Consider the following 20,904-nt stretch of genomic DNA (forward strand, 5'->3'; position numbering starts at 1 on the left):
GTTGCTTGCGTTCCCCTTCGTTCACTTGTAATTTTTTGCCTCTATGGCTTGGATTTCTGCCACTTTGGAAGCGGAAGGACCGCCGTTGAAGGAAAGAGAAATCCACTCTTTCACGATGACCTTGGCCAGCTCATGGCCGATAACACGTTCCCCCATACACAGAACATTGCCGTTGTTGCTGAGAACGGAACGCTGTGCGGAATATACGTCGTGACAGACTGCTGCGCGGATGCCTCTAAACTTATTGGCGGTCATGCACATTCCAATCCCGGTGCCGCAAAACAACATGCCGCGTGTTTCACCGCCGGCCGAGAGAACCTTTTCACAGACCCGTTTTGCAATCATGGGATAATTGGTCGTTTCATCCGGAGAAAAGCAGCCCACATCTTCTATGGGAACTCCGGACTCTCGAAGCAGAGCAAGAATATCGTTTTTGAGCGAAATTGCTGCGTTGTCGCAGCCTGCGACGATGTTCATAATGATCCACGGTCCTTTGCTTGCTTTTTATAATAGGGTGAGGAACACGGCATATCATAATAAGATTTCAGTTCGGGGTCGAGCTTGAAAAAGGTGACGGAGGCTCCTGCCATTTCCTGAGTGGTGACATAGGAATTGATCTCTGTGTCGTAGATGGAGATGCCGTTTTTCCGTAGCAGGGAATCCACTTTACGATTCAGGATGCAAAGCTCCATCAGAGTGGTGGAACCAAGTCCGTTTACACAGGTGCAGATCTCATCCCCGGGCTGGATACCAGATTCCTTGAGCAGAAGCTTGACCAAATCGGCAGCCATTTCATCCGCGAACATCAGTTTTTGACGTTTGATGCCGGGCTCCCCATGGATTCCAAGCCCGAATTCGATCTCATCTTCCGGCAGAATAAAAATGGGGGCTTTCTCGCCGGGAATGGTGGCACCGGAAAGTCCGATCCCTACAGACCAGGTATTGTCCCGCGCCCGAGAGGTGATTCGCCAGGCGTCTTTCAGTGCAAGACCGGCTGCAGTGGCTGCGCCGGCAATTTTGATGACGAAGAGATCTCCGGCCACTCCACGACGGTCCTCTATACGGTCGGCAGGCGCGGAGGCCACGTCGTCCCAGACCCGGACAGTCCGGCAGGGTATCCCCGTATCCTCCAAGATCTCACAGGCAATATCGAAGTTCATATTGTCTCCGGCGTAGTTGCCATAGACGAATAGGACTCCGTTTCCGGACTGCACCGAAAGGGCAGTCTGCACAATTGTATCGGGGTCAGGAGAGGTAAAAATATTTCCGTTTGCCGAGGCATCCGCCAGGCCGTTTCCTAGGAAAAAGCTGAACATCGGTTCATGGCCGCTGCCGCCGCCGATCACCAGCGCGACCTTATCCGTGTGCTGGCGGACTTTCAGGCCGTTGACCCCATCCACCGCCTCGTAATCCGTTCCATAAGCGGCCAGGAAACCTTCGGCGGCTTCGCGGACGCAGTTTTCAGGACAATTAATGATTTTCTTTGACATATGATTTCTCCCAGCCGCTGTTTTTCATATAATCTGACATTGCCCGAAAGATGATCGCTGTTGAAACCGCACCAGAATCCATATGGCCAACTGCGCGCTCCATGAGCGATTTCGCCCGCCCGAATTTCGCCTGGTAGGCTTTGGTGGATTTCGCACCCTGTTCGGCCGCGGCTGCAGCTGCGGCAAGCATTGCGGCAAACCCTTCGTTCGCATGAGCACGCATTGCGTCAACGGCGGGTTCGAAGGCATCCACCATGGTTTTATCTCCGACGGCTGCTTTGCCGCGGTCTTTGATCGCCCGTAAACTTCCCGTCATGAGAGCGACAAATTCTTCCGAGGACAGGTTGCTTTGAGGTTCGTGGCCTTTCGTACCGCCCATAAACATGGTGCCAAAGATCACGCCAGACGCACCGCCCATACTGAGCAGCATCGCTTTTCCCATATCGGAAAAGCACTGGTAGACGTTGCTCTCGCCGTCCAGCTTCCCAAGTGCTTCTTGGGCTTTTTTCATACCGCGTGCCATTCCGATTCCATGGTCACCATCACCGATCTGGCTATCCAGTTCGGTGAGCAGCGATTTCTGCCGGATAATGGCATCAGCGGCGCAAAGCAGCATTTCTCGCGCTGCTGCGGCGTTTAAGGTTTCCATGACCGATCCCTCCTTTTGCGCTCAACCGTTTGCGACTATCTTGTGAAAAGTATCCATCAGGGAGGCGCAGCCGTTGTTGATGAAGGCCGTATCTCCGCCGCCTGAGATAAAGTTCATTCCAAGGTCGTACCAATGTTTGAGCCTCTCGTGCGTGGTATCTCCAACAGAAGTGCCCACTGGCTTACCGGCTTTTTTAATTTTTTCGATCACGTAGGAGATGGTTTGGGTATTCTCTTCGCCGTAAACGTCGCCAAGGTGCCCCAATGAGCCGGACAGGTCGAGCGGCCCCACTACATACCCGTCCACATAAGGGACCTTCAAAATTTCGTCAATGTTGTCCACCGCTTCTTTCAACTCGAACTGGATGAATTTACACAGGCTGTCGTCCAGCGTATCCAGATATGATTCAAGCCCCATGACACCATAATTCCAGGCGCGCGCTGCGCCAAACCCACGGGTGCCGCGTGGGGGATACAGGCAGTGATTCATCGCCTGCCGGGCCATGTCTGCATCGCGGATCATCGGGAAAATGATACCGTCCGGACCCATCTCCAGCACACGTTTGGCCAAAAATGGCTCCACATAGGGAATTCGTACAATAGCGGCCATCCCTTTGGCCTGTGCCGCAAGAATATGCATATTCAGCTCCTGATAATCGATCGCACTGTGTTCCGTATCGATCCAGACATAGTCGAACCCGAAGTTGCCATACATCTCAGTCAGAGTGAAATCGGTCAGGGAAACGTGGGTGCCGAATAGCCGTTCGCCGCTCATGAGACGCTTTTTAAATTCAATTCCTACTTTGCTCATCCGAAATAATTCTGCCTTTCTTATTTCTGGACGTAACCGTTACAAAGCGGATAGCGCGCCGGTTCGTCCTCTTTAATTTTAGGCAAGCGCATATCATTGACAAAATGATTGTCCTTGGTGTCGTCGTTGATCGAAGAAACCTCTCCAATCACCAAATCGCCGTCCTCTGCTTTTGCCCAGAATTCGTGATAGATATAAGGGGTGAGAGTGATGCTGTCGCCGTTTCTGATCTCGACAAAATCCCCGGCCCCAATTACCTTTTCAATTCCGTCCAACCGCAGATGGACATCTGAGGATCTGTCAAGCTGATAGCCGGTTTCCTCACTGGTGGAATTGTAAACCCGTACACAGAGGGTACCGCCTGCGCGATTGATGATATCCTCGGTTTTCGCGTAATGGAAGTGGAGAGGAAGTTTCTGTCCAGCTTTCATAATGATAAGTTTTTCGCAATATGGAGTACCTTTGGAACTGTCATAGATACTGCCATTGCGCAGTGTAAAGAGCACCGCCCCCACCCTGTCAAAATCGTCGGAATTATAGTCGGTTACGTCCCAACCTTGCATGACGGTAGTCATGTGGATGGTCTCTTTCCCACGCTTTTCCCACTCCTGTGGGGACCAACGGGCGAAGGACGGCAGTGAGAAACGACATTTTTCGCAGGTCTCGATTGCCCAGTCAATATGCTGGTTGATTTCTGAACGTTTCATAGATATTGCACTCCTTACCAGTTATTGTCTGCTCGGAGGGGGTTAACGTCCGGCAACATGGTTTTCGAGGGCTTCCGTCAGTCCATTGAGATAAGCCACTCCCAAAGCACGATCATAAAGTCCGTAACCCGGCCTGCCGCGTTCGCCCCAGATCATCCGGCCATGGTCGGGTCGCGCGTATCCGTCGTAGCCTTCTTCCACAAGCGCTTTCATGATCTCGTACATATTAAGGTTCCCGTCTGAGGATTTGTGGGAACACTCGTCGATAACGCCATTCTCCGCGAACCTCACATTGCGGATGTGCATATAGGAGATACGCTGCTTTTGAGCGAAATACCGCACAATGGCGGGCACGTCGTTTTCAGGATTTTCCCCGAGCGAACCGGTGCAAAGACAAAGCCCATTACAAGGGCTGTCGACCGCTTCAACCACCCGCTTCATGTTTTCGAAGTTTATCACGACGCGGGGAACGCTGAGCACATCCCAAGGCGGATCGTCCGGATGTAGTGCCAACTTGACGCCACATTCCTCACAGGTAGGAATTACTTCCCGGAGAAAATAGATCAGATTCTGCAGCACATCCTCGGTGGTGATGTCCCGATAGAGGGCCATCAGACGCTTAACGTTGGCGATCCGCTCCGGCTCCCAGCCAGCCAGTGAAAAACCGTTCGCATGCGCGAGCATGTGATCCGCCAGCTGCTGTGGATCGGTGATCGACTGAATAAATCCAGGATCATAGGACATTGCACGGGAACCATCTGGCAGCTCGCGCCCCAGATCGGTGCGAATCCATTCAAAGACTGGTGTAAAGGGGTAGACGATGACCTCCACACCTGCTTCAGCGGCGTTGCGGATGGTCTGCCTGTAGTTTTCGATGGCTTCCTCGCGGCTGGGAAGGCCAAGCTTGATATCCTCCCGTATGTTTACGCCGTCGATCACTTTAAACGCCATCCCGGCAGCGTTGACTTCAGATTTGAGTTCCAGAATCCGCGCGAGCGGCCAGGCGTCGCCGGCTGGTATGTCGTTGAGCATGCAGGCCGGCCCCACGATACCCGGAATCTGTCGTATGTGGGAGAGCGGAATCGGATCTTCCTTTTTTCCGTACCAGCGGAAAGTCATTTTGATCATAACAGTGCGCCTCCGATTTTAAAATGGCGGAAAGATTTGTTTATGACAGCAGGTTCGGCAGGCAGGTGACCACCTGCGGAACGTAGGTGCACAGGAACAGGATGCCGATTTCGATCAGGAGGAATGGGATAACCGATTTGACGAAATGCTCCATTTTGGTTTCAGTGATCTGACAGGTAACGAACATCAGCGTACCGAAAGGAGGAGTTACACCGCCAATGGTCAAGTTGATGGACATAATGATACCGAAATGGATGAGGTCAATCCCCAAAGCGGCCGCTGCGGGCGCGAGTAACGGAGCGCAGAGCACCATGGCCGCGCCGCCGTCAAAGAAGCAGCCCACCACCAGAAGCAAGACGTTGACCGCCATCAGGAAAACAAACGGTGTGGTGAAGGTTGCGGTCAGCGCTTCGGAAATCCGCTGCGGAAGGCTTTCCCAGGTCAGATATCGGCCCAGCGCTTGGGCGGACGCCAATAGGAACATGATGGCCGCAGTGGATTCAATTGTTTCCTGTAAAATCGGAAAAAAGTCCTTTAGGCGGATTTCTCGATAGATGAAGATGCCAACGATCAGCGCGTAAACTGCGCAGATAGCGCCGCCTTCGGTCGCGGTGAACATGCCAAAACGCAGCCCCATGATGAGCCCGAAGGGGACCAGCAGCGCGAAGATCGACTCCTTGAGGTTACTTCCGATTTCCCGGAGACTGGCAAGTTGGGTGCGGCTGCCGCGGTAGTTGCGTTTGTGGGAGATGATTGCCGCAACCAGCATAAGGCCCAATGTGAGCAAAACACCGGGGATCACGCCTCCAAAGAACATCTTCTGTACAGAGGTATTGGAAGCGGTGGCGTACATGATAAGGATGATGCCCGGAGGAATGATCGGCGTGATGACCGAAGAGGTCGCAGTCACAGCGGCTGAGAAAGACTTGTCGTAACCCAGCTTTACCATTTCTGGAACTAGGATTTTTGATTGCATTGAAGCGTCAGCCAGCGAAGAACCAGAAAGTCCCCCCATCATGGCGCTGAGAAGGATGTTTACATGGGCTAGCCCGCCCTTGAGATGCCCTACCAGCAGATCGGCTAGTCCCAAAAGCCGGTTGGTAATGCCGGCATAATTGAAAATGACACCTGCGAAAGTGAAGAATGGGACTGCAAGATAGGTGAAGGTTTCCATTGTAGTGGACATCTTCTGCACCATCATTTCATAGGGAGACATGGTCTGTCCAAAAACAAAGTAAAGCATGGTGGGGAAGAGCATCGCATAGGCCACAGGAGTTTTTAGCACCAGCAGGATCATCATGATTACAAGAGGAAGAAAAGTCCACAAATTATCCATTTGGATTCCCTCCTTCTTTGAGGCATTTAACATTTTGGATAATCAGGCTGATGGAGGAGATGGACATGATAACGAACGAGATGACAGCAGGCATGTACATGAAGGTGTAGGGAATCATGAGGTATGGGGTTCGGCGGGCCCACCCAGAGATAGCTAGTTTGAGACTGAAATAGGCAAGCACCACGTTGACAACGATCAGGCAGACATCGGTGAAGATTCCGACCGCAGCCTGAGCTCTTTTGGGCAGCCGGTCAACGAATACATCTACAGCGACCAGCGCACGGGTACGGAAGATGTTGCACATGCCGATGAAAACACTCCAATTGAAGGCGATGTAGGCGATTTCCTCAGAAAAGGCGAAGGACTTACGGAGAAGATACCGGCAAAAAACATTGATGCTGACCATGATCACCATCACAACAAAGGCGACCGCGGAGATAATTTGTTCCGCCCTTCGTTCTTCTTTCAGGAAGTTCTCGAACATAGGCACTCAAGTTCCTTTCTTAATTGGAGGGAATCCGATGAAAGATCACCGGATTCCCTCCGCATCGGTTCAGTGGTCAGCTTTACGGGTTGCCGTACAGAAGATCATAGGCTCTCTGGTACAGGCCTTCGGTCCACTCAGGGAACGCAGCTTCAACATTGGCTTTGCTATACTCAATGAAGGGGGTTTTATCAATTTCGGTGATGGTCACACCGGCGTCGATCAATTTCTGATCATATTCGTCCGCGACGGCTGAGGTGAGCTCTACAGTTTCCTTAGCGAAATCATCTCCAACCGTATCAAGCGCTTTTTTAGCAACATCTGGAAGACTGTTATAAACATCGGCGGACATGATGACCGCGCTGTTGCAGACGAGGTGTTCGGTTTTGATCAGGTTTTTGCAGACTTCATAGATTTTTGCGGAATAGAGCAGTGTAGACGGACTTTCACACGCGTCCGCAACGCCCTGGGTCAGAGCCTGGTAAACCTCGCTCCACGGGGTGTTGGTGGCGTTTGCGCCCAAGCACTGCGCGGTGAAGTTCCACATCTTCGAGGTGCCGACGCGCAGCTTAATGGATTTGAAATCTTCTGCCTGTGCGACGGGTTTTTTGGAGATAACGTTGCGGGTTCCGAAGTACATGGCGGAGATGACATGCACGCCGTTTTCCTCCAGCTTGGAGTCGATTTCGGTACCGATATCGGATTTCCACAGGTCATAAATTTGAGAGGGCTTCTGAATCAGATATGGGACATGATAGATGGAGGCATCCGCGCAGTAGTCGACCAAGCCCGCATAATCTGGGACGTTGATGAATTCCGCGCCATTGGCAACCGCCTGTGTGATTTCATCATTAGTGCCCAAAGACTGGTCAGTGTAGAGCTCCAACTTGAGGGTGCCCTCACTGGCCTCCTCCACACGGCTGACAAAACTCTCCCACCAGGCATATTGTGGATCGGTGGTTCCAACGGTCAGGTTGACCTTCAAAACTTTTGTCTCTGCCGGAGCCGCGGCATTCGGAGCGCTATCCGCCTGGGATGCTGGGGCGGCGGAGGCTGCAGGGGTGGCGGGCGCGCTGGATGAGGCGGCCTCATTGGAGCCGCAGCCTGCGAAGCAGGCAAGGATGGTAGCTGTTGCGAGGATCAATGCGAGCAGTTTCTTTTTCATTACTTCTTTTCTCCTTTACAGGTTGATTGGGGACAATGGATAGATTGGAATGGCTTCTAACCGAAAGATCATTTCAGAAGCCATGTATGCGCTTGTTCGTTGCTGCAGTTTTCGCGAATCCAGGGATTACCATCCAGATGGCGGATCAGCCACAGGTAGTAGATAGGATAACCCGGTGCAGCCACCTGCGGATGTACAAGATTCGGAGCGATGGCGCAGAAACTCCCGTCCTTAATTTTGAAAACTTCCTCCCCCACGAAGGAAGCGCCGAATCCATCCGGATTTTCCATCCGGAAATAGTAGACCTCCGGCTGTTCATGACAGTGCGGAACATAGCCGGACCAGCGTCCCGGAAACATGATGGTTTCTCCGAGTACAAGGTTGGAGTAAGGCGCGTCGGCGTATTCAAACGCAGTTCGGACCTTTCGTACGGCAGTCCCTTCCCAGAGCCCGTCGCACGCAATGTTTTCGCGTGTATTTTCTGGTGTGTAGAATACCGGCGCAAACCTTCGGTTATTTTCAGTGTAGATGAGCACAATTTCTGAGGGCTTACCGGCGGTTATGGTGACTTGAGTCCCACCGCAGACATGTAGGCAATAGATGCCATGATTAAAAAAACTTTTTCGAAGGACATTTTTTTGTTCTCCGTTATAGCGAAAGGCTGCGTCGCCCCGCAGAAGGACGACCGCAAGCTCGTCCTGATCCGGTACGCGGATAGTTTTTTCCTGCCCCGCAGCCAGTACCCAGGAACGCATCTCCATCAACATATCCCGATAGATGCCCTGACGGTCGAAAATTAGCTTTTCACCGCTTGAATCAAAAGCCGTGTAACCGAAGCTTTTTTTTCGAAGATCCATAAGATTTTTCCTCACATCTCCAGAATGCATTTAAGCACCGACTGCCCATTGTGAATCGCATAGTCAAAAGCTTTGGCGGTCTCCTCAAACGGGAAGATATCAGGCTTGAGTGCCTTGAGATCGATTTTTCCGCTGGAGATCAGCTCCAGCGCGAGCGGATAGACATTGGCATAGCGAAAGACACATTTAAGGTCGATTTCTTTCATATTGATCTCGACCGGGCGCAGCGGCGTTGGATTGGACACGTTTCCGACTGTTACGATAGTGCCGCCCCGTTTAACCGCGTCGGCCGCCATCACCAACGTTTCCGGCCTGCCCGCGGTTTCAAAGACGACATCCGCGAACTTACCGTCAGTGAGTCCCGCCACCCGGGAAGCAACGTCCTCCTGCTTTGAATTGATCACAGTGGAGGCGCCGAGTTCTTTAGCTTTTTGCAGGCGGTTGTCGAAGATGTCCACCGCGATAATCCGGGTGGCGTTTTTGGCTTTACAGGCAAGCAGGGTCATGATCCCGATGCAGCCCGTCCCCAATACCAGCACGGTATCGCCGCACTTGACATTTCCGCGGTTAGCTGCATGAAGTCCTACCGCGAGTGGTTCAATCAGCGCACCCTCCACCGTGGAAAGATTGTCCGGCAGCTTGAAGCAGTTTTTGGCGGGAAAAACCACATAATCCTGCATACTGCCCACATTGGGATAAGCAGACAAGAATTTCATGTTCTGGCAGAGGTTATATCGACCACTTTTGCAGTATTCGCATTCCCCACAGCCTACACCCGGCTCAACACAGACCCTGTCTCCGACCTTGACGTTGCGGACATTTTTGCCGGTTTCCACAATTTCACCCGCGAATTCATGCCCGAGCACGAAGGGGAAGGAGATCACCCGCTTACCGGTGCGAGCCTCCTGAAAGTTATGTACATCTGAACCACAGATACCGCAATGGCGTACTTTAATCAGCACTTCACCGCTGCCGGGGGAAGGGACTGGCCCGGTGGTCATCCGAATCTGAGCCTTTCCGACAAGGCTCGCAACCCTATTTTCCATATATTTCCTCCTAACCTATTCATTACAATAAAACGGAGCAATTGATAAACTAGAATACTAGTATCTAATACGCTTTCAGTATATCGATCAAATAAAAGAAAGTCAATATACGATTTGAATATGTTTTTTTGTAAAAATTCAGCGTTTTTTCTGTTTTTTAGTAGAAATGGGGAATAATAAACGACCAGAATGTGCAATTCTTCTATCAAAAAAATTTTTAGCCCAGCTTTCTGGAATGCTGGAAACCGGAATATGGAAAGCGATGAGGAGAATTCCTGGAAAAATACATTTGAAAAGGCTGGCTTTCTGGGTCGAACTGAGATCTGAAAGACCTGCGTAGAGCGCTGGAGAATCTTGTATTGGAACGGTATGGTTCTGCTATTTCCAGCAGGTCCGGTAGCAGGAAATCCAGGTACAGGAGGAAGTCTGCGGTGGATGCCGGTATGCTTTCCGCCGTCTTTGCAAACGCTCTGAAAACTATATGCGGAAAACACCGCCTCCTTCACATTTAGCATGTGCAGGATGGCGGTGTTTTTTTATCTGTCTCCTAAAAAATCCAATGGGGTGGATGATGTGATTCTCCGAAGGACTGAGGGCGGAGAGCTGTGTTTGGATCGGCGAGCATTCCGCCACGCCGGATGGAAAACTGGCAGAACCAAGTTTCGCATGTTTCAGATACCTGTCATAATTGGCAGAAAGCAGAGATTTTCGATCTTTTCCTGATGCAAACTGTAAATTACAATTATAAAGTGATATGAAAATCTCATGGTTGCAGCTCAAAGTGCGGAAAGAGCAGGATTAAATTCACCAGGGTTCGCATATCAGGATTGGGAGTTGTGGCCGCCTTTATTTTGCCTGTTCCTGACAAATTTTCGAGTGGTTTTATCAAGCTTCATGGATCAACAGACAATGCCGGCGCGTCTCGTTTGGCATTTTGTTCCCGATTTATTTTTACAAAACGCAATCGAACTGTTGTTTTTCAAATGCCGGTAGCTGAGTGAACTGGATAATCCCTCGTCCATTTCGTTTCAGGCAGGATGGAACCGTATGCGAAGCGAACAACAATAATTCGGGAGAAATCTTTTCGTACACAGGAAACAGTTGCGGCACTGGTGCGATGATGGTTACTTTCCGTTATGACACTTGGCTTTGAAAAGGCTATCAACGATCAATCATCTGCCAAGGCTGATCGCACGCATCTGTGCCGCAGGAAACTGATCAGCATAGGGAGTAAGGGAGTTGCAGATACGGGAGAGTATTTTTGCATAATCTTCAAGCAGCTCATCCTTCATACTCATCAATGTGCCGGAAATACTCAGTGCACCGGTAGGATAGCCGCTGGAATCGCGCACCGGCATGGCTACACATTTTACTCCCGGAGACTCCTCTTCAATGTCAATTGCATAACCACGCTGACGGGTTGAATTCAGCTCGGCATTGAGTACATCTCGGTCAGTGATGGTATTTGGTGTAAAGCCTTGCAGACCCCAGCGATCAATCACGAAGTCGATTTCTTCCTGTGGAAGATAGGCCATCATAGCTTTCCCACATCCAGTGCAGTACATCGGGAGTGTTTTTCCGGTAATCGAGTAGTTTCCAATCCGGATAGAGGGATACATCGCTTCCAGATAGAGAACCCGCCCGTTGATGTGGGAGGTAAGATATACGATTTCACCGGTTTTAATCTGGATTTCCTCAAGGAAAGGCATTGCGTATTGGATAATTGGCAGGGATGCGCGCAGGCAGTAGCTAAGCTCCATGAGCTTATAGCCCAGCTGATAGGTCTGTTCCCCTTGGGCGCGCAATAAGAGCCCCCCCCGCTCCAAAGTACGCAACAGATTTAAGGTTGTGCTTTTGGGTTGTCCTAGTTGCTGGCTGATCTGCGCGAGTGACAGCCGTGGCTGAGCTGGGGTAAAGCAGTCCAGAATTCGAGTCGCTTTTACGACGGAACCAACAAGGTTCGCGGCTGCAGATTGTTCACTCTTTTTCATTCAAATTGTCACACCCTTCAAAGATAAAATATAGAATCGCATAAATGTTCAGCATCGCAGAATATCGTTTCTTATAATATAGTTATACCCGAGGGCGAAAAAAATGTCAATATAAATTATCATATTGAATTTTGTGCATTATTGCTATATTGACGTGCGGGTATAGTTGTGCTATATTGAAATTGAAAATAATAAAGTGAATATAATTCAGCATTAATGAACGATTAAACAGAAAATTAGGTGGTGCTTATGAAGAAACTTTATGGCGTCATAACAGCAATGACAACCCCTTTCGATGAGGCAAACAACCTTGATATCGAAGCGCTTCGTCAACAGACACGCTTTCTAATTGAAAAGGGTGTCAATTGTCTGTATCCTTGCGGGACAACTGGCGAGATGTACCTGATGACACTTGAAGAACGGGAACAGGTTGCTAAGACCGTTGTGGAAGAAGCAGATCATCGAGTAACGGTTTACATCCATGCTGGTGCAATGACCCAGGAGGATACGATCAGGTTGGCCCGGCACGCTCACGAAATCGGAGCGGATGGGGTTGGCGTTGTCACGCCGAGCTATTTTTCGCTGGACGAACGGGCGATGGTGGAATATTATCGCAGCGTCTGCGCAGCGCTCCCGTCGGACTTTCCAGTATATGTTTATGTGATTCCCCAGCTAGCGCATAATGACATCTCGCCTGCGGCAATGGAGAAAATCTGCGCGCAGTGCCCGAATGTGATCGGCGTGAAATACAGCTATCCAGATATGAATCGGATGCTTCAGTATACCCGGGTGAAAAACGGTGATTTTTCCGTGGTATTTGGGCCGGACCATATGTTTCTTTCTGCTTTGGTTGCAGGATGCGATGGAACCGTCTCTGGATGCTCGGGGCCAGTACCGGAACCATTTGTCGAAGTATACCGGCAATTTCGTGTGGGAAACATGGAAGCGGCACAAAAAGCGCAGAAAAAGGCAACTGATCTATGCTGGCTGATGAAATGCGGCGGAGACATGTCGATCTTTAAGAATATCCTTACCCTGCGCGGCGTGAAGGGCGGACACATGCGCAAACCGCTGCTTGATCTTACCGATGCCGATCGGGATACGCTTATGGAAAAAGTGAAACCATACCTGACGGAACAGTAAAGGAGGCACCGAATGAAAAAGATTATCAATCGTCCGGAAGATTACACCGATGATATGCTGCGCGGTATCTATGCCGCGCATAGCGGAATTGTCAAATACGTGAACGACGATCTGCGCTGTTACTGCGCCGCCTATAAGAAGCCTGGTAAGGTTGCGATTATCACTGGAGGCGGTACCGGACATCTGCCGCTGTTCCTCGGATATGTAGGCGAAGGGCTGCTCGACGGATGCGGGGTAGGCGGTGTGTTCCAGTCTCCATCTGCGGAGCAGATTTACAATATCAGCAGAGCGGTGGAAGCCGGCGCCGGCATCCTTTATCTCTACGGAAACTATACCGGCGACATCATGAATTTTGATATGGCGGCAGAGATGTGCGAGATGGACGGCATCGTGACCAAGTCGATCGTAGGGGCGGATGATGTGAATTCGGCTCCGGCGGAAAATGCCGGTGCGCGGCGCGGTGTGGCGGGAATATTTTTCCTTTATAAATGCGCGGGCGCGAAAGCGGCGCGGATGGGTACGCTTGAGGAAGTGCTCGCGGTCGCGAAGAAGGCAAAGGAGAGAACCAGGACGGTCGGCTTCGCGCTGACGCCCTGCGTCATCCCGGAGCTTGGAAAATCGAACTTCGAACTCGGGGAAAACGAGATGGCCATGGGGATGGGCATCCATGGGGAACCTGGAGTTTGGAACGGGCCGGTACGCACAGCGGATGAACTGGCCAAGGAATCTCTCGATACGATTTTGGGAGATATGCCGGTCGCTTCTGGGGAAGAAGTGGCTCTGCTGGTGAACGGCCTTGGCGCGACCTCGCTGGAGGAGCTTTATATTCTGAGCGGAGCGGCCTCCAGTCAGCTTACGGGGAAAGGCGTGCATGTCTACAGGACCTTCGTCGGGGAATATGCCACTTCTATGGAGATGGCGGGCGCATCGATCAGCCTGATGCGCTTGGACGGCGAACTCAAGGAGCTTCTGGACGCGCCGGCGCATACGCCTTTTTATACGCAGGTGTAAGGGGAGAATACATATGGAAAAAATCGAACTATCTGGGCTGTCCGGTCTATTTACCTGTGTCGCAAAGGTCATGACGGCGCATGCGGACGAGCTATGTGAGATGGATGCCAAAATGGGGGACGGCGACCTTGGGCTCACGATGAAAAAAGGGTTTGCGGCATTGCCGCAGCTGATTGAAGAGATTGATGAGCCGGATATCGGTATTCGGCTGATGAAAGCTGGCATGAAGATGGCGTCTGTGGTCCCTTCCACAATGGGGACATTAATGGCGTCTGGCGTGTTGACTGGCGGAAAGGCGTTAAAGGGTAAGACCACGCTTGACGCGGCGGGATTTGCCGCTTACCTTGACGGATTCTCCGCGGGAATTATGAAGCGTGGGAAATGTGAACCAGGGGACAGGACCGTTTTAGACGCGATAGCTCCCGCGGCACAGGCCGCGCTTGGGTGCCTTTCGGAAAATCCGGGCGCCACGCTCGCATCGGTCTGCGAAGCAGCGGTGATCGGAGCACAGAAGGGCGTCGAGTCAACACGGGAAATGCTTCCGAAATATGGGAAGGCGGCGACCTTTGCGCGGCGCGCGCGCGGTGTGATCGACCAGGGGGCATATGCCGGACTGCTGATGCTGCAAGGTTATCAACGTTATATCTGCTGCGGAGAAAACGAATCGGGGGAGTCGAAATAATTCTCATCGAGAAATGTGTGTAAAGTATGAAAGCGTACGACAGCGGGGATGTTTCCCGCATACTGCTAAATGAGAAAGGTTGGAATAAAACATGAAAAAGAAAATTGCGTTTCTCCTGGCATTTGCAATGCTCCTGACCCTGTGCGCTTGCTCGGGTGGCAGCGCCGCCCCGTCATCGTCCGCATCAGGCGGTGCCGCTCCATCCGCCGGCGGCGAACCTGCCGCAGCCAGCCCGGAATTCACGCTGAAAATCGGCCACGACCAGGGCGAGTCCCATCCGTATGAAAACTTTGCCCAGGCGTTCAAACAAGCTGTGGAAACGAACTCGAACGGCCGCATCCAGGTGGACATCTTCAATAGCGCCGTATTGGGCACCGAAACCGAAATGACCGAAAGTCTGCGGCTTGGCACACTTGACTTTTTGATCAGCACTACCTCCAACTCCTCAAGTATTATCCCGGAGTTGGGCATTCTGGGCATGCCGTTTTTGTACCAGTCGACCGAACACGCGGTCGCGGTTTGCAACGATGAAAAAATTCTGGACTACTGGCAGGATCTTGTGAAGAACTCGAACACAAACATCACCCTTCTGAATATCGCGGCCTCCGGCTGGCGCAACATTTATTCGACCTTCGCAATCAACTCCTTGGACGACATCAAGGGGATCAACCTGCGCTGCCAGGCCGCCGAGATCGAGACCAACATGTGGAAAACGCTCGGCGCGAACCCGGTCACCATGTCCTTTGGCGAAATCTACACCTCGTTTGAAACCAACCTGATTGTCGCGGCCGAAAACTGTGCGACCTCCTATTATACCAACGCACATTATGAAGTCGCACCCTATTTTGTCAAAACGCAGCACACCATCATGATCCATCCCATTATGGCGTCTAGCCAGACGATGGATAAACTTGATGAGGAACTTCAGCAGGTCGTTTACGATGCCGCGCAGACGGCGGCTGACGCGCTGTTCGATGCGCAGATGGAAAAGGATGAGTTTTATTTGCAGGAAGCGGTCTCCAAGCAGGGCGTGACCTATATTGAGGACTTCGACATGAGCCCGGCTTACGAGGCGTGCGCTCCGCTGCATATCGATTATGCTGAGCGTCTCAACCAGAAAGAAGCATTGGACGCGATTCTTGCACTCGCCTGATAAACCGGTTCGATTGCTGTGGCTGTGCGGGATTTTCTCGCTCAGCCGCAGCAATTCTATAAAAGGGAAGGGAAAAAAGAATGGGACCGAAATATTTTGATGAATTTGAACAGGGTGAAATCTTTTATACAGCAACCCGGACCATTACCGAAACAGATGTGGTGATGTTCGCGGGACTTACCGGAGACTATACCGAAATCCACACCAGCAAAAAAGTTGCACAGGATACCCAGTTCGGCCAGCGGATTGCGCATGGCATGCTGGTGCTCTCCTACGCGCACGGACTGTTCATGGCGCTCAAGCTGACCACGCCTACCGGGATCGCGTTCGCATCGATCGACCAGTGGAAATTTAAACGCCCGGTCTTTTTCGGCGACACGATTCAGGTGAAGATCACCGTGGCGGAAATGATTCCGAGCCGGTCAAAGCCAGACCGTGGGATCATCAAATTCCTTTTCCAGGTGCTCAATCAGGACGGGGAGATTGTACAGGAAGGTTACAAATCAATCATGATGAAACGGCTTCCCGCCGAAACCAAGGAGGAAAGTTAGGATGTTAGAAGGGATCAGAGTACTTAGCTTTACCCACTTTCTGCAAGGGCCTGTGGCGGCGCAGATGCTCGCCGACATGGGCGCGGAAGTCATCAAGATTGAAGCGCCGAAGGGCGCTTACGAACGCAGCTTTTCTCCGATGAACAGCTTTTATAATGGCGTGAGCGTCATGCATCTGTCAGTCAACCGCAACCAACGAAGTATCGCGCTTGACCTGCGTTCGCCCGAAGGCCGCGCGGTCATCGAAAAGCTGCTGCCGGATACCGACGTCATCATACAGAATTTCCGTCCTGGCGTGATGGAGAAATACGGCTTCGGGTACGAACAGCTGAAGGAGCGGTATCCGGGGCTCGTTTACTGCAATATCAGCGGATACGGACCAGATGGACCTTATAAAAACCTGCCGGGGCAGGATCTGCTTGCGCAGGCGAAAAGCGGGCTCTGTTATTCCAGCGGCGTTGCCGGACAGCCTCCGGTTGCCTTGGGAACCGCCGTCATCGACACGCACGGCGCGGTGCTCGCGGCCTTTGGGATCGTGGCGGCGCTGGTGGACAAGATCCGTACCGGCAAAGGGCACCAGGTGGACTCCTGCCTGCTAAACGCGGCGATGCATCTTCAGATCGAACCGTTCGGCGCCTTTCTTTATCATCACCATGTATATGACAAACTTCCGTCCGGCTGCGTCACACGGGTATACGACGCGCCGTACGGTATTTATAAAACCCTCGACGACTACATCCTGCTATCCAAAACCCCAGTTCCCAAGCTGAAGGAAGTCTTCGGCGAAGAAGCGTTCGGGGAATTCAAAGACGAGGACGTCTTTGAGCGGCGTCCCGAAGTGGACGCGGCGGTCGCGCGGGAGATCGCAAAAAAGACCACGGCCGAATGGCTGGAGATCTTCGCGGCGCACGACTGCTGGTTTTCGAAGATCAATACCTACGACGACGTGGTGAACGATCCACAGGTCATCCACAACGGCATGATTGCGCAGTTTGAGCATCCGCGCGGAGGCACCGTCCGAACGCTCGGCAATCCGCTCAAAATTGATAATGCGCCAATCCCGGTTCGAAAGGCCGCTCCGGAGCTCGGGGAGGACACCATGGAAGTGCTGCGCGAGCTGGGATACGCCGAAGATGCGATTCAGGATCTGCTCGACCACAAGCTGGCCGTCCAGTATCATGGCTGAAAGGAGCTGTCTCAAATGCAACAGAGCGATAAAATCCGTATAGATTATTTTGAAGATGGACGTATCGCGCGAATCACACTGGACAACCCGCCGGTCAACTTGACGACGGTCAAAATCCTAGACGAGCTGTTGGAAGCGGTCATCACTGTCTCAGAGGACGACCGCGTTCGCGTGTTGGTGCTCACTGCGGCCGGCGAAAGGATCTTTTGCGGCGGGTCCGACCTCAAAGAGTTTCCATTGATCCGGGATCGCTTTGTGGAAGTTAAGCTGCGCAAGGAAAATGCCATCTTTTCCAGGCTCGAAAGTATGGGAAAGCCGGTCATTGCCGCTATCAACGCGATGGCACTCGGCGGCGGCTGTGAGATGGCGCTGGCCTGTGATTTCATTGTGATGGACGAGCGTGCGAAGATTGGTCAGCCAGAGATCAACATCGGCACCTTCCCGGGAAGCGGCGCCACCTTCCGGCTGACCCGCCGGGTCGGCCCCGCGCGGGCGCTCGAGCTGCTCTGCCTGGGAACTGCGGTCCCGCCGCAGGACGCGCTAGAGATGGGACTCGTCAATCGTATCGCACCTGCGGGAAAATCATGGGAAACTGCCTATGAGCTGGCGCTCGAGCTTGCCGCCAAGCCGAAATTCGCCCTCAAGTGCATCAAGGAGCTCTGCCGCAGCGCATACACCCAGACCCCGGCAGAGGCGATTGAACAATCGCTTGCACTCAGCGAGATTATCTTGAAGACCCCGGACAGTATCGAGGGTACCAAAGCGTTCCTCGAAAAACGCCCGCCTGTATTTCAGGATGCGGTGCGTCGCGGATAGGATATCTCAAATACGATAAAAGAAAGGAGAGCGGTTCTTATGAAACAACCGGAAAAGGCACCTGCGGCAGCGCTGCGGGTCATGGGTGGGATCGGCGACCTTCTGGAAAATGTCCTGCTGCTGATCGGAGCAGCTTTTGTCATCGCGTTTTTTCTGGCAGTGGTGCTCGATGTAACGGCGCGTACGCTCAATAATTCACTGATTTGGACGCAGGACGCCGCGATTTTCAGCTATTTCTGGTGCGTATTCACCGCTTCGGCAATCTGCATCCGTCGAAATGAGCATTTCAGCATAGAACTCTTTGCCCGTATGCCAAAAATCGTGAAAACCGTTCAAAAACTATTTATTCTGGCGGTTTTGTTTGTCTTTGCCTACTATATGATCCGTTACGGATGGGAATATTCGATCCTGGGGCTGACCAGAAAATCTTCTTCGTCCGGATTCCGGCTCTTCTACGCCATCATCTGTATCCCGCTGTCCAGTGCGGCGTCCGCCTATTTTCTGCTGGAGCAGCTGGTGTGCCTGGTCTTCGGGGTCAATCTTTCCCAGATCAGCAAAAACGCGGCGAAGTTGATGGACGGCAAGCAGGCGCAGTAGGCGCTGCAGGCAACGATAAAGAAAACAGGAAAGGATATGAATATGGACGTCAATACAATGATTCTGTTCTTATTCGGCTCATTCGCCCTGCTGGCGATCCTCGGCGTGCCAATCGCAATCAGCCTTTGTGTCTCCAGCTTTATTACCGCCGCGATCCTGGGGATTACGCCGGTTGCAATCATACAGAATATCTTCTCGATGCTTAACAGTTACACGCTGCTGGCGGTCCCGCTCTTTTTGATCGTAGGGAATGTGATGGAGTACGGCGGCATCACCGAACGTCTGGTGAACTTTGCACGGGTACTTGTGGGCCATATCCGGGGAGGACTCGGGCATGTCAACATCCTGACCAATATGTTTATGGCCGGTATTTCCGGTTCGGCAACCGCAGATGCAACCGCCTTGGGCAGCATCATGCTGCCCGCGATGCGGCAGGAGGGCTACCCGATTGATTTCGCCTGCGCGATCAATGCCGCCGCGGCGACCATTGGCCCAATCATCCCGCCAAGCATCATGATGGTGGTCTACGGGGCATACTCCGGCGTTTCAATCGGCGCACTTTTCATTGGCGGCTTTGTCCCGGGCGTGATTATCGGCCTTTCGCTGATGATTTACGTCTATGTTTGGGCCAAGCGTAACAATTTCCCGATCAGTGAACGGCGCGCGACTATCAAGGAGGTCCTTCTCGCCACACGTAAGGCGATCGTTGCGCTTCTGGCGCCGGTGATCATCGTGGTGGGCATCTCTGGCGGCCTTGTAACTACGACCGAAGCGGGCATGCTCTGTGCCGTTTACTGCATCCTGGTCTCCCTTTTCATATTCCACTCAATTCGCTGGCAGGAAGCAAAAACGGTAGTGGTCAACACCCTCTTTGGGATGAGTAAACCCCTGATCTGTGTAGCGGGGGCGGGCGCTTTCGGTTATATGATGGCCTACCTGCAGGTTCCCAAGATGTTTTTGAATATGCTGGGACCGATCGCCGATTCACGTGTATTTGTCACACTGTTCATCGTGGTGCTTTACCTGATCCTTGGCACCTTCATGGACGCGACGCCGGCCATCGTCATTTTCATGACCATCATCCAGTCGCTTGCCGCAAATGTCGGCCTCAACCCGTTGCATGTGGGCGTATTGATCTGCGTCACGATGTGTTTCGGCTTCATCACGCCCCCTTATGGGCTCACTCTGCTGATTAGCTCCGGAATCGGCGGCGTAGCGACCGTGGACGTCATCCGGAAGATGAAATACATCTTCTTCCTATTCATTGCGATCATTCTGCTTATTGCCTTTGTACCCGAGACCGTCCTGTTCCTGCCCAGAGTATTTGGAATGATGTAAGGAGAACGGCATGGAAAATGCACCGATTCTGACCGAGAAACGGCCCGGCGGGATTTTGTTGGTCACTCTGAACAGCCCACCGCTGAATTTACAGACGCTCGATTCGATGGATCTTTTGGAGCGGATCGTGGAGGATATCGCCGTGGACGCGGCGGTGCGGGCGCTTGTGCTCGCCGGCGCGGGCGGCCGGGTGTTCTGCGCGGGCAGCGACGTGAAGGAATTTCCGTCGCTGCGGGGGAGTTTTGTCGAACAAAAGCTTCGCCGTGAAAACGCCGTTTTCACGCAGCTTTCAGAGCTTCCGATCCCCACTGTCGCGGCGCTGGGCGGCAGCGCCATGGGCGGCGGCTATGAAATCGCATTGTGTTGTGATTTCCGGATCATGAGCGAAACGGCCCAAATTGGGCTGCCGGAAATAAATCTCGGGAATTTCCCGGGCAGCGGCGGACCCATGCGGCTGTCGCGGCTAATCGGGCCAGCGCGGGCAATGGAGTTGATGAGCTTGGGAACTTCGGTCGACGCACAGACCGCGCTCCGGATGGGGCTTGTGCATGCGGCTGTGCCACGGGAGCAAGTACTGGACACGGCGTTCCAAATGGCCGCACGGTTTGCGGCGCTGCCCCGGGGTTATGCCGCCGCAGTGAAGGAGCTTATCTATGCGGGCACTTACGAAACCCCGGCACAAGCTGCGGATCATGCGATGAAAACGGCCCGGAGATACAAGGATTTCGGATAGGGTGAGGATAGAAAGGAAGCAGAGACGTGGA

22 protein-coding genes are annotated in these 20,904 nt (G+C 52.5%); 10 read left to right on the plus strand and 12 right to left on the minus strand.

Translation table 11 applies throughout. The features are described from left to right. Positions 1-21 precede the first annotated feature (21 nt). The 12 genes from rpiB to BN4275_RS04245 all read right to left on the minus strand — a co-directional run bounded on the left by rpiB (position 22) and on the right by BN4275_RS04245 (position 11,663). Positions 22-477: a ribose 5-phosphate isomerase B gene (rpiB, locus tag BN4275_RS04190; RefSeq protein WP_066454346.1), complete on the minus strand. Its 456-nt coding sequence runs from the start codon at positions 475-477 to the stop codon at positions 22-24. Then, positions 474-1,490: a dihydroxyacetone kinase subunit DhaK gene (locus BN4275_RS04195; protein ID WP_066454348.1), complete on the minus strand. Its 1,017-nt coding sequence runs from the start codon at positions 1,488-1,490 to the stop codon at positions 474-476. The genes rpiB and BN4275_RS04195 overlap by 4 nt, the downstream gene beginning before the upstream one ends. After that, the gene (gene dhaL, locus BN4275_RS04200; protein ID WP_066454350.1) at positions 1,471-2,139 is read right to left on the minus strand and encodes a dihydroxyacetone kinase subunit DhaL; all 669 of its coding nucleotides are present in this window, start codon (positions 2,137-2,139) and stop codon (positions 1,471-1,473) included. Before dhaL ends, BN4275_RS04195 begins: the two co-directional genes overlap by 20 nt. A gap of 21 nt (positions 2,140-2,160) precedes the next feature. Then, positions 2,161-2,949, minus strand: coding sequence for an HpcH/HpaI aldolase family protein (locus tag BN4275_RS04205; RefSeq protein ID WP_066454353.1), 789 nt, complete (start codon positions 2,947-2,949; stop codon positions 2,161-2,163). A 20-nt stretch (positions 2,950-2,969) separates the two neighbouring features. Then, complete coding sequence (locus BN4275_RS04210; RefSeq protein ID WP_066454357.1) at positions 2,970-3,656, minus strand: D-lyxose/D-mannose family sugar isomerase; 687 nt, start codon at positions 3,654-3,656, stop codon at positions 2,970-2,972. Between the two features lie 42 nt (positions 3,657-3,698). Further along, positions 3,699-4,784 carry a mannonate dehydratase gene (locus BN4275_RS04215; RefSeq protein WP_341423395.1) on the minus strand — a complete coding sequence of 362 codons (1,086 nt, stop codon included), beginning with the start codon at positions 4,782-4,784 and terminating at the stop codon, positions 3,699-3,701. 40 nt (positions 4,785-4,824) lie between these two features. Further along, a complete protein-coding gene (locus tag BN4275_RS04220) occupies positions 4,825-6,120 on the minus strand; it encodes a TRAP transporter large permease (protein WP_202614982.1) in 1,296 nt (431 codons plus the stop codon). Continuing rightward, on the minus strand, positions 6,113-6,604 hold the full coding sequence (locus BN4275_RS04225; RefSeq protein WP_066454360.1) for a TRAP transporter small permease: 492 nt from the start codon (positions 6,602-6,604) through the stop codon (positions 6,113-6,115). The genes BN4275_RS04220 and BN4275_RS04225 overlap by 8 nt, the downstream gene beginning before the upstream one ends. Before the next feature lie 82 nt (positions 6,605-6,686). Beyond that, a complete protein-coding gene (gene dctP / locus BN4275_RS04230) occupies positions 6,687-7,769 on the minus strand; it encodes a TRAP transporter substrate-binding protein DctP (RefSeq protein ID WP_066454362.1) in 1,083 nt (360 codons plus the stop codon). 68 nt (positions 7,770-7,837) lie between these two features. Next, positions 7,838-8,626, minus strand: coding sequence for a 5-deoxy-glucuronate isomerase (locus BN4275_RS04235; protein ID WP_066454366.1), 789 nt, complete (start codon positions 8,624-8,626; stop codon positions 7,838-7,840). Positions 8,627-8,637: 11 nt separating this feature from the next. Next, positions 8,638-9,672, minus strand: coding sequence for an NAD(P)-dependent alcohol dehydrogenase (locus BN4275_RS04240; RefSeq protein ID WP_066454370.1), 1,035 nt, complete (start codon positions 9,670-9,672; stop codon positions 8,638-8,640). Between the two features lie 1,172 nt (positions 9,673-10,844). Further along, the gene (locus BN4275_RS04245) at positions 10,845-11,663 is read right to left on the minus strand and encodes an IclR family transcriptional regulator (protein WP_079988057.1); all 819 of its coding nucleotides are present in this window, start codon (positions 11,661-11,663) and stop codon (positions 10,845-10,847) included. A gap of 249 nt (positions 11,664-11,912) precedes the next feature. Here BN4275_RS04245 and BN4275_RS04250 point away from each other — a divergent pair, with 249 nt between their 5' ends. The 10 genes from BN4275_RS04250 (at position 11,913) to BN4275_RS04295 (ending at position 20,873) form a co-directional block, all read left to right on the plus strand. Beyond that, a complete protein-coding gene (locus BN4275_RS04250; protein WP_066454379.1) occupies positions 11,913-12,806 on the plus strand; it encodes a dihydrodipicolinate synthase family protein in 894 nt (297 codons plus the stop codon). Positions 12,807-12,818: 12 nt separating this feature from the next. Beyond that, entirely contained in the window at positions 12,819-13,817 is a 999-nt protein-coding gene (locus BN4275_RS04255; RefSeq protein WP_066454382.1) for a dihydroxyacetone kinase subunit DhaK, read from the plus strand. Positions 13,818-13,830: 13 nt separating this feature from the next. Next, positions 13,831-14,499, plus strand: coding sequence for a dihydroxyacetone kinase family protein (locus tag BN4275_RS04260; protein ID WP_066454384.1), 669 nt, complete (start codon positions 13,831-13,833; stop codon positions 14,497-14,499). Between the two features lie 91 nt (positions 14,500-14,590). Then, complete coding sequence (locus BN4275_RS04265; RefSeq protein WP_066454387.1) at positions 14,591-15,652, plus strand: TRAP transporter substrate-binding protein; 1,062 nt, start codon at positions 14,591-14,593, stop codon at positions 15,650-15,652. 80 nt (positions 15,653-15,732) lie between these two features. Continuing rightward, the gene (locus BN4275_RS04270) at positions 15,733-16,203 is read left to right on the plus strand and encodes a MaoC/PaaZ C-terminal domain-containing protein (protein WP_066454391.1); all 471 of its coding nucleotides are present in this window, start codon (positions 15,733-15,735) and stop codon (positions 16,201-16,203) included. Between the two features lies 1 nt (position 16,204). Continuing rightward, a complete protein-coding gene (locus BN4275_RS04275) occupies positions 16,205-17,389 on the plus strand; it encodes a CaiB/BaiF CoA transferase family protein (protein ID WP_066454393.1) in 1,185 nt (394 codons plus the stop codon). A 15-nt stretch (positions 17,390-17,404) separates the two neighbouring features. Continuing rightward, positions 17,405-18,205, plus strand: coding sequence for an enoyl-CoA hydratase/isomerase family protein (locus BN4275_RS04280; RefSeq protein WP_066454395.1), 801 nt, complete (start codon positions 17,405-17,407; stop codon positions 18,203-18,205). Between the two features lie 39 nt (positions 18,206-18,244). Next, positions 18,245-18,802: a TRAP transporter small permease gene (locus BN4275_RS04285; RefSeq protein WP_066454401.1), complete on the plus strand. Its 558-nt coding sequence runs from the start codon at positions 18,245-18,247 to the stop codon at positions 18,800-18,802. A 57-nt stretch (positions 18,803-18,859) separates the two neighbouring features. Continuing rightward, positions 18,860-20,140 carry a TRAP transporter large permease gene (locus BN4275_RS04290; protein WP_161940176.1) on the plus strand — a complete coding sequence of 427 codons (1,281 nt, stop codon included), beginning with the start codon at positions 18,860-18,862 and terminating at the stop codon, positions 20,138-20,140. A gap of 10 nt (positions 20,141-20,150) precedes the next feature. After that, positions 20,151-20,873 carry an enoyl-CoA hydratase/isomerase family protein gene (locus BN4275_RS04295; RefSeq protein ID WP_066454403.1) on the plus strand — a complete coding sequence of 241 codons (723 nt, stop codon included), beginning with the start codon at positions 20,151-20,153 and terminating at the stop codon, positions 20,871-20,873. The last annotated feature ends 31 nt before the right edge of the window (positions 20,874-20,904 follow it).

It is taken from the genome of Anaerotruncus rubiinfantis (assembly GCF_900078395.1).
Classification (GTDB): Bacteria; Bacillota; Clostridia; order Oscillospirales; family Ruminococcaceae; genus Anaerotruncus; species Anaerotruncus rubiinfantis.

Coding starts and splice junctions, on each gene's coding strand:
- BN4275_RS04250 (WP_066454379.1), top strand. CDS start 11,913: ATGAAGAAACTTTATGGCGTCATAACAGCAATGACAACCCCTTTCGAT.
- BN4275_RS04260 (WP_066454384.1), top strand. CDS start 13,831: ATGGAAAAAATCGAACTATCTGGGCTGTCCGGTCTATTTACCTGTGTC.
- BN4275_RS04265 (WP_066454387.1), top strand. CDS start 14,591: ATGAAAAAGAAAATTGCGTTTCTCCTGGCATTTGCAATGCTCCTGACC.
- BN4275_RS04210 (WP_066454357.1), bottom strand. CDS start 3,656: ATGAAACGTTCAGAAATCAACCAGCATATTGACTGGGCAATCGAGACC.
- rpiB (WP_066454346.1), bottom strand. CDS start 477: ATGAACATCGTCGCAGGCTGCGACAACGCAGCAATTTCGCTCAAAAAC.
- BN4275_RS04295 (WP_066454403.1), top strand. CDS start 20,151: ATGGAAAATGCACCGATTCTGACCGAGAAACGGCCCGGCGGGATTTTG.
- BN4275_RS04215 (WP_341423395.1), bottom strand. CDS start 4,784: ATGATCAAAATGACTTTCCGCTGGTACGGAAAAAAGGAAGATCCGATT.
- BN4275_RS04235 (WP_066454366.1), bottom strand. CDS start 8,626: ATGGATCTTCGAAAAAAAAGCTTCGGTTACACGGCTTTTGATTCAAGC.
- BN4275_RS04290 (WP_161940176.1), top strand. CDS start 18,860: ATGATTCTGTTCTTATTCGGCTCATTCGCCCTGCTGGCGATCCTCGGC.
- BN4275_RS04225 (WP_066454360.1), bottom strand. CDS start 6,604: ATGTTCGAGAACTTCCTGAAAGAAGAACGAAGGGCGGAACAAATTATC.
- dhaL (WP_066454350.1), bottom strand. CDS start 2,139: ATGGAAACCTTAAACGCCGCAGCAGCGCGAGAAATGCTGCTTTGCGCC.
- BN4275_RS04280 (WP_066454395.1), top strand. CDS start 17,405: ATGCAACAGAGCGATAAAATCCGTATAGATTATTTTGAAGATGGACGT.
- BN4275_RS04220 (WP_202614982.1), bottom strand. CDS start 6,120: ATGGATAATTTGTGGACTTTTCTTCCTCTTGTAATCATGATGATCCTG.
- BN4275_RS04270 (WP_066454391.1), top strand. CDS start 15,733: ATGGGACCGAAATATTTTGATGAATTTGAACAGGGTGAAATCTTTTAT.
- dctP (WP_066454362.1), bottom strand. CDS start 7,769: ATGAAAAAGAAACTGCTCGCATTGATCCTCGCAACAGCTACCATCCTT.
- BN4275_RS04255 (WP_066454382.1), top strand. CDS start 12,819: ATGAAAAAGATTATCAATCGTCCGGAAGATTACACCGATGATATGCTG.
- BN4275_RS04205 (WP_066454353.1), bottom strand. CDS start 2,949: ATGAGCAAAGTAGGAATTGAATTTAAAAAGCGTCTCATGAGCGGCGAA.
- BN4275_RS04245 (WP_079988057.1), bottom strand. CDS start 11,663: ATGAAAAAGAGTGAACAATCTGCAGCCGCGAACCTTGTTGGTTCCGTC.
- BN4275_RS04275 (WP_066454393.1), top strand. CDS start 16,205: ATGTTAGAAGGGATCAGAGTACTTAGCTTTACCCACTTTCTGCAAGGG.
- BN4275_RS04285 (WP_066454401.1), top strand. CDS start 18,245: ATGAAACAACCGGAAAAGGCACCTGCGGCAGCGCTGCGGGTCATGGGT.
- BN4275_RS04195 (WP_066454348.1), bottom strand. CDS start 1,490: ATGTCAAAGAAAATCATTAATTGTCCTGAAAACTGCGTCCGCGAAGCC.
- BN4275_RS04240 (WP_066454370.1), bottom strand. CDS start 9,672: ATGGAAAATAGGGTTGCGAGCCTTGTCGGAAAGGCTCAGATTCGGATG.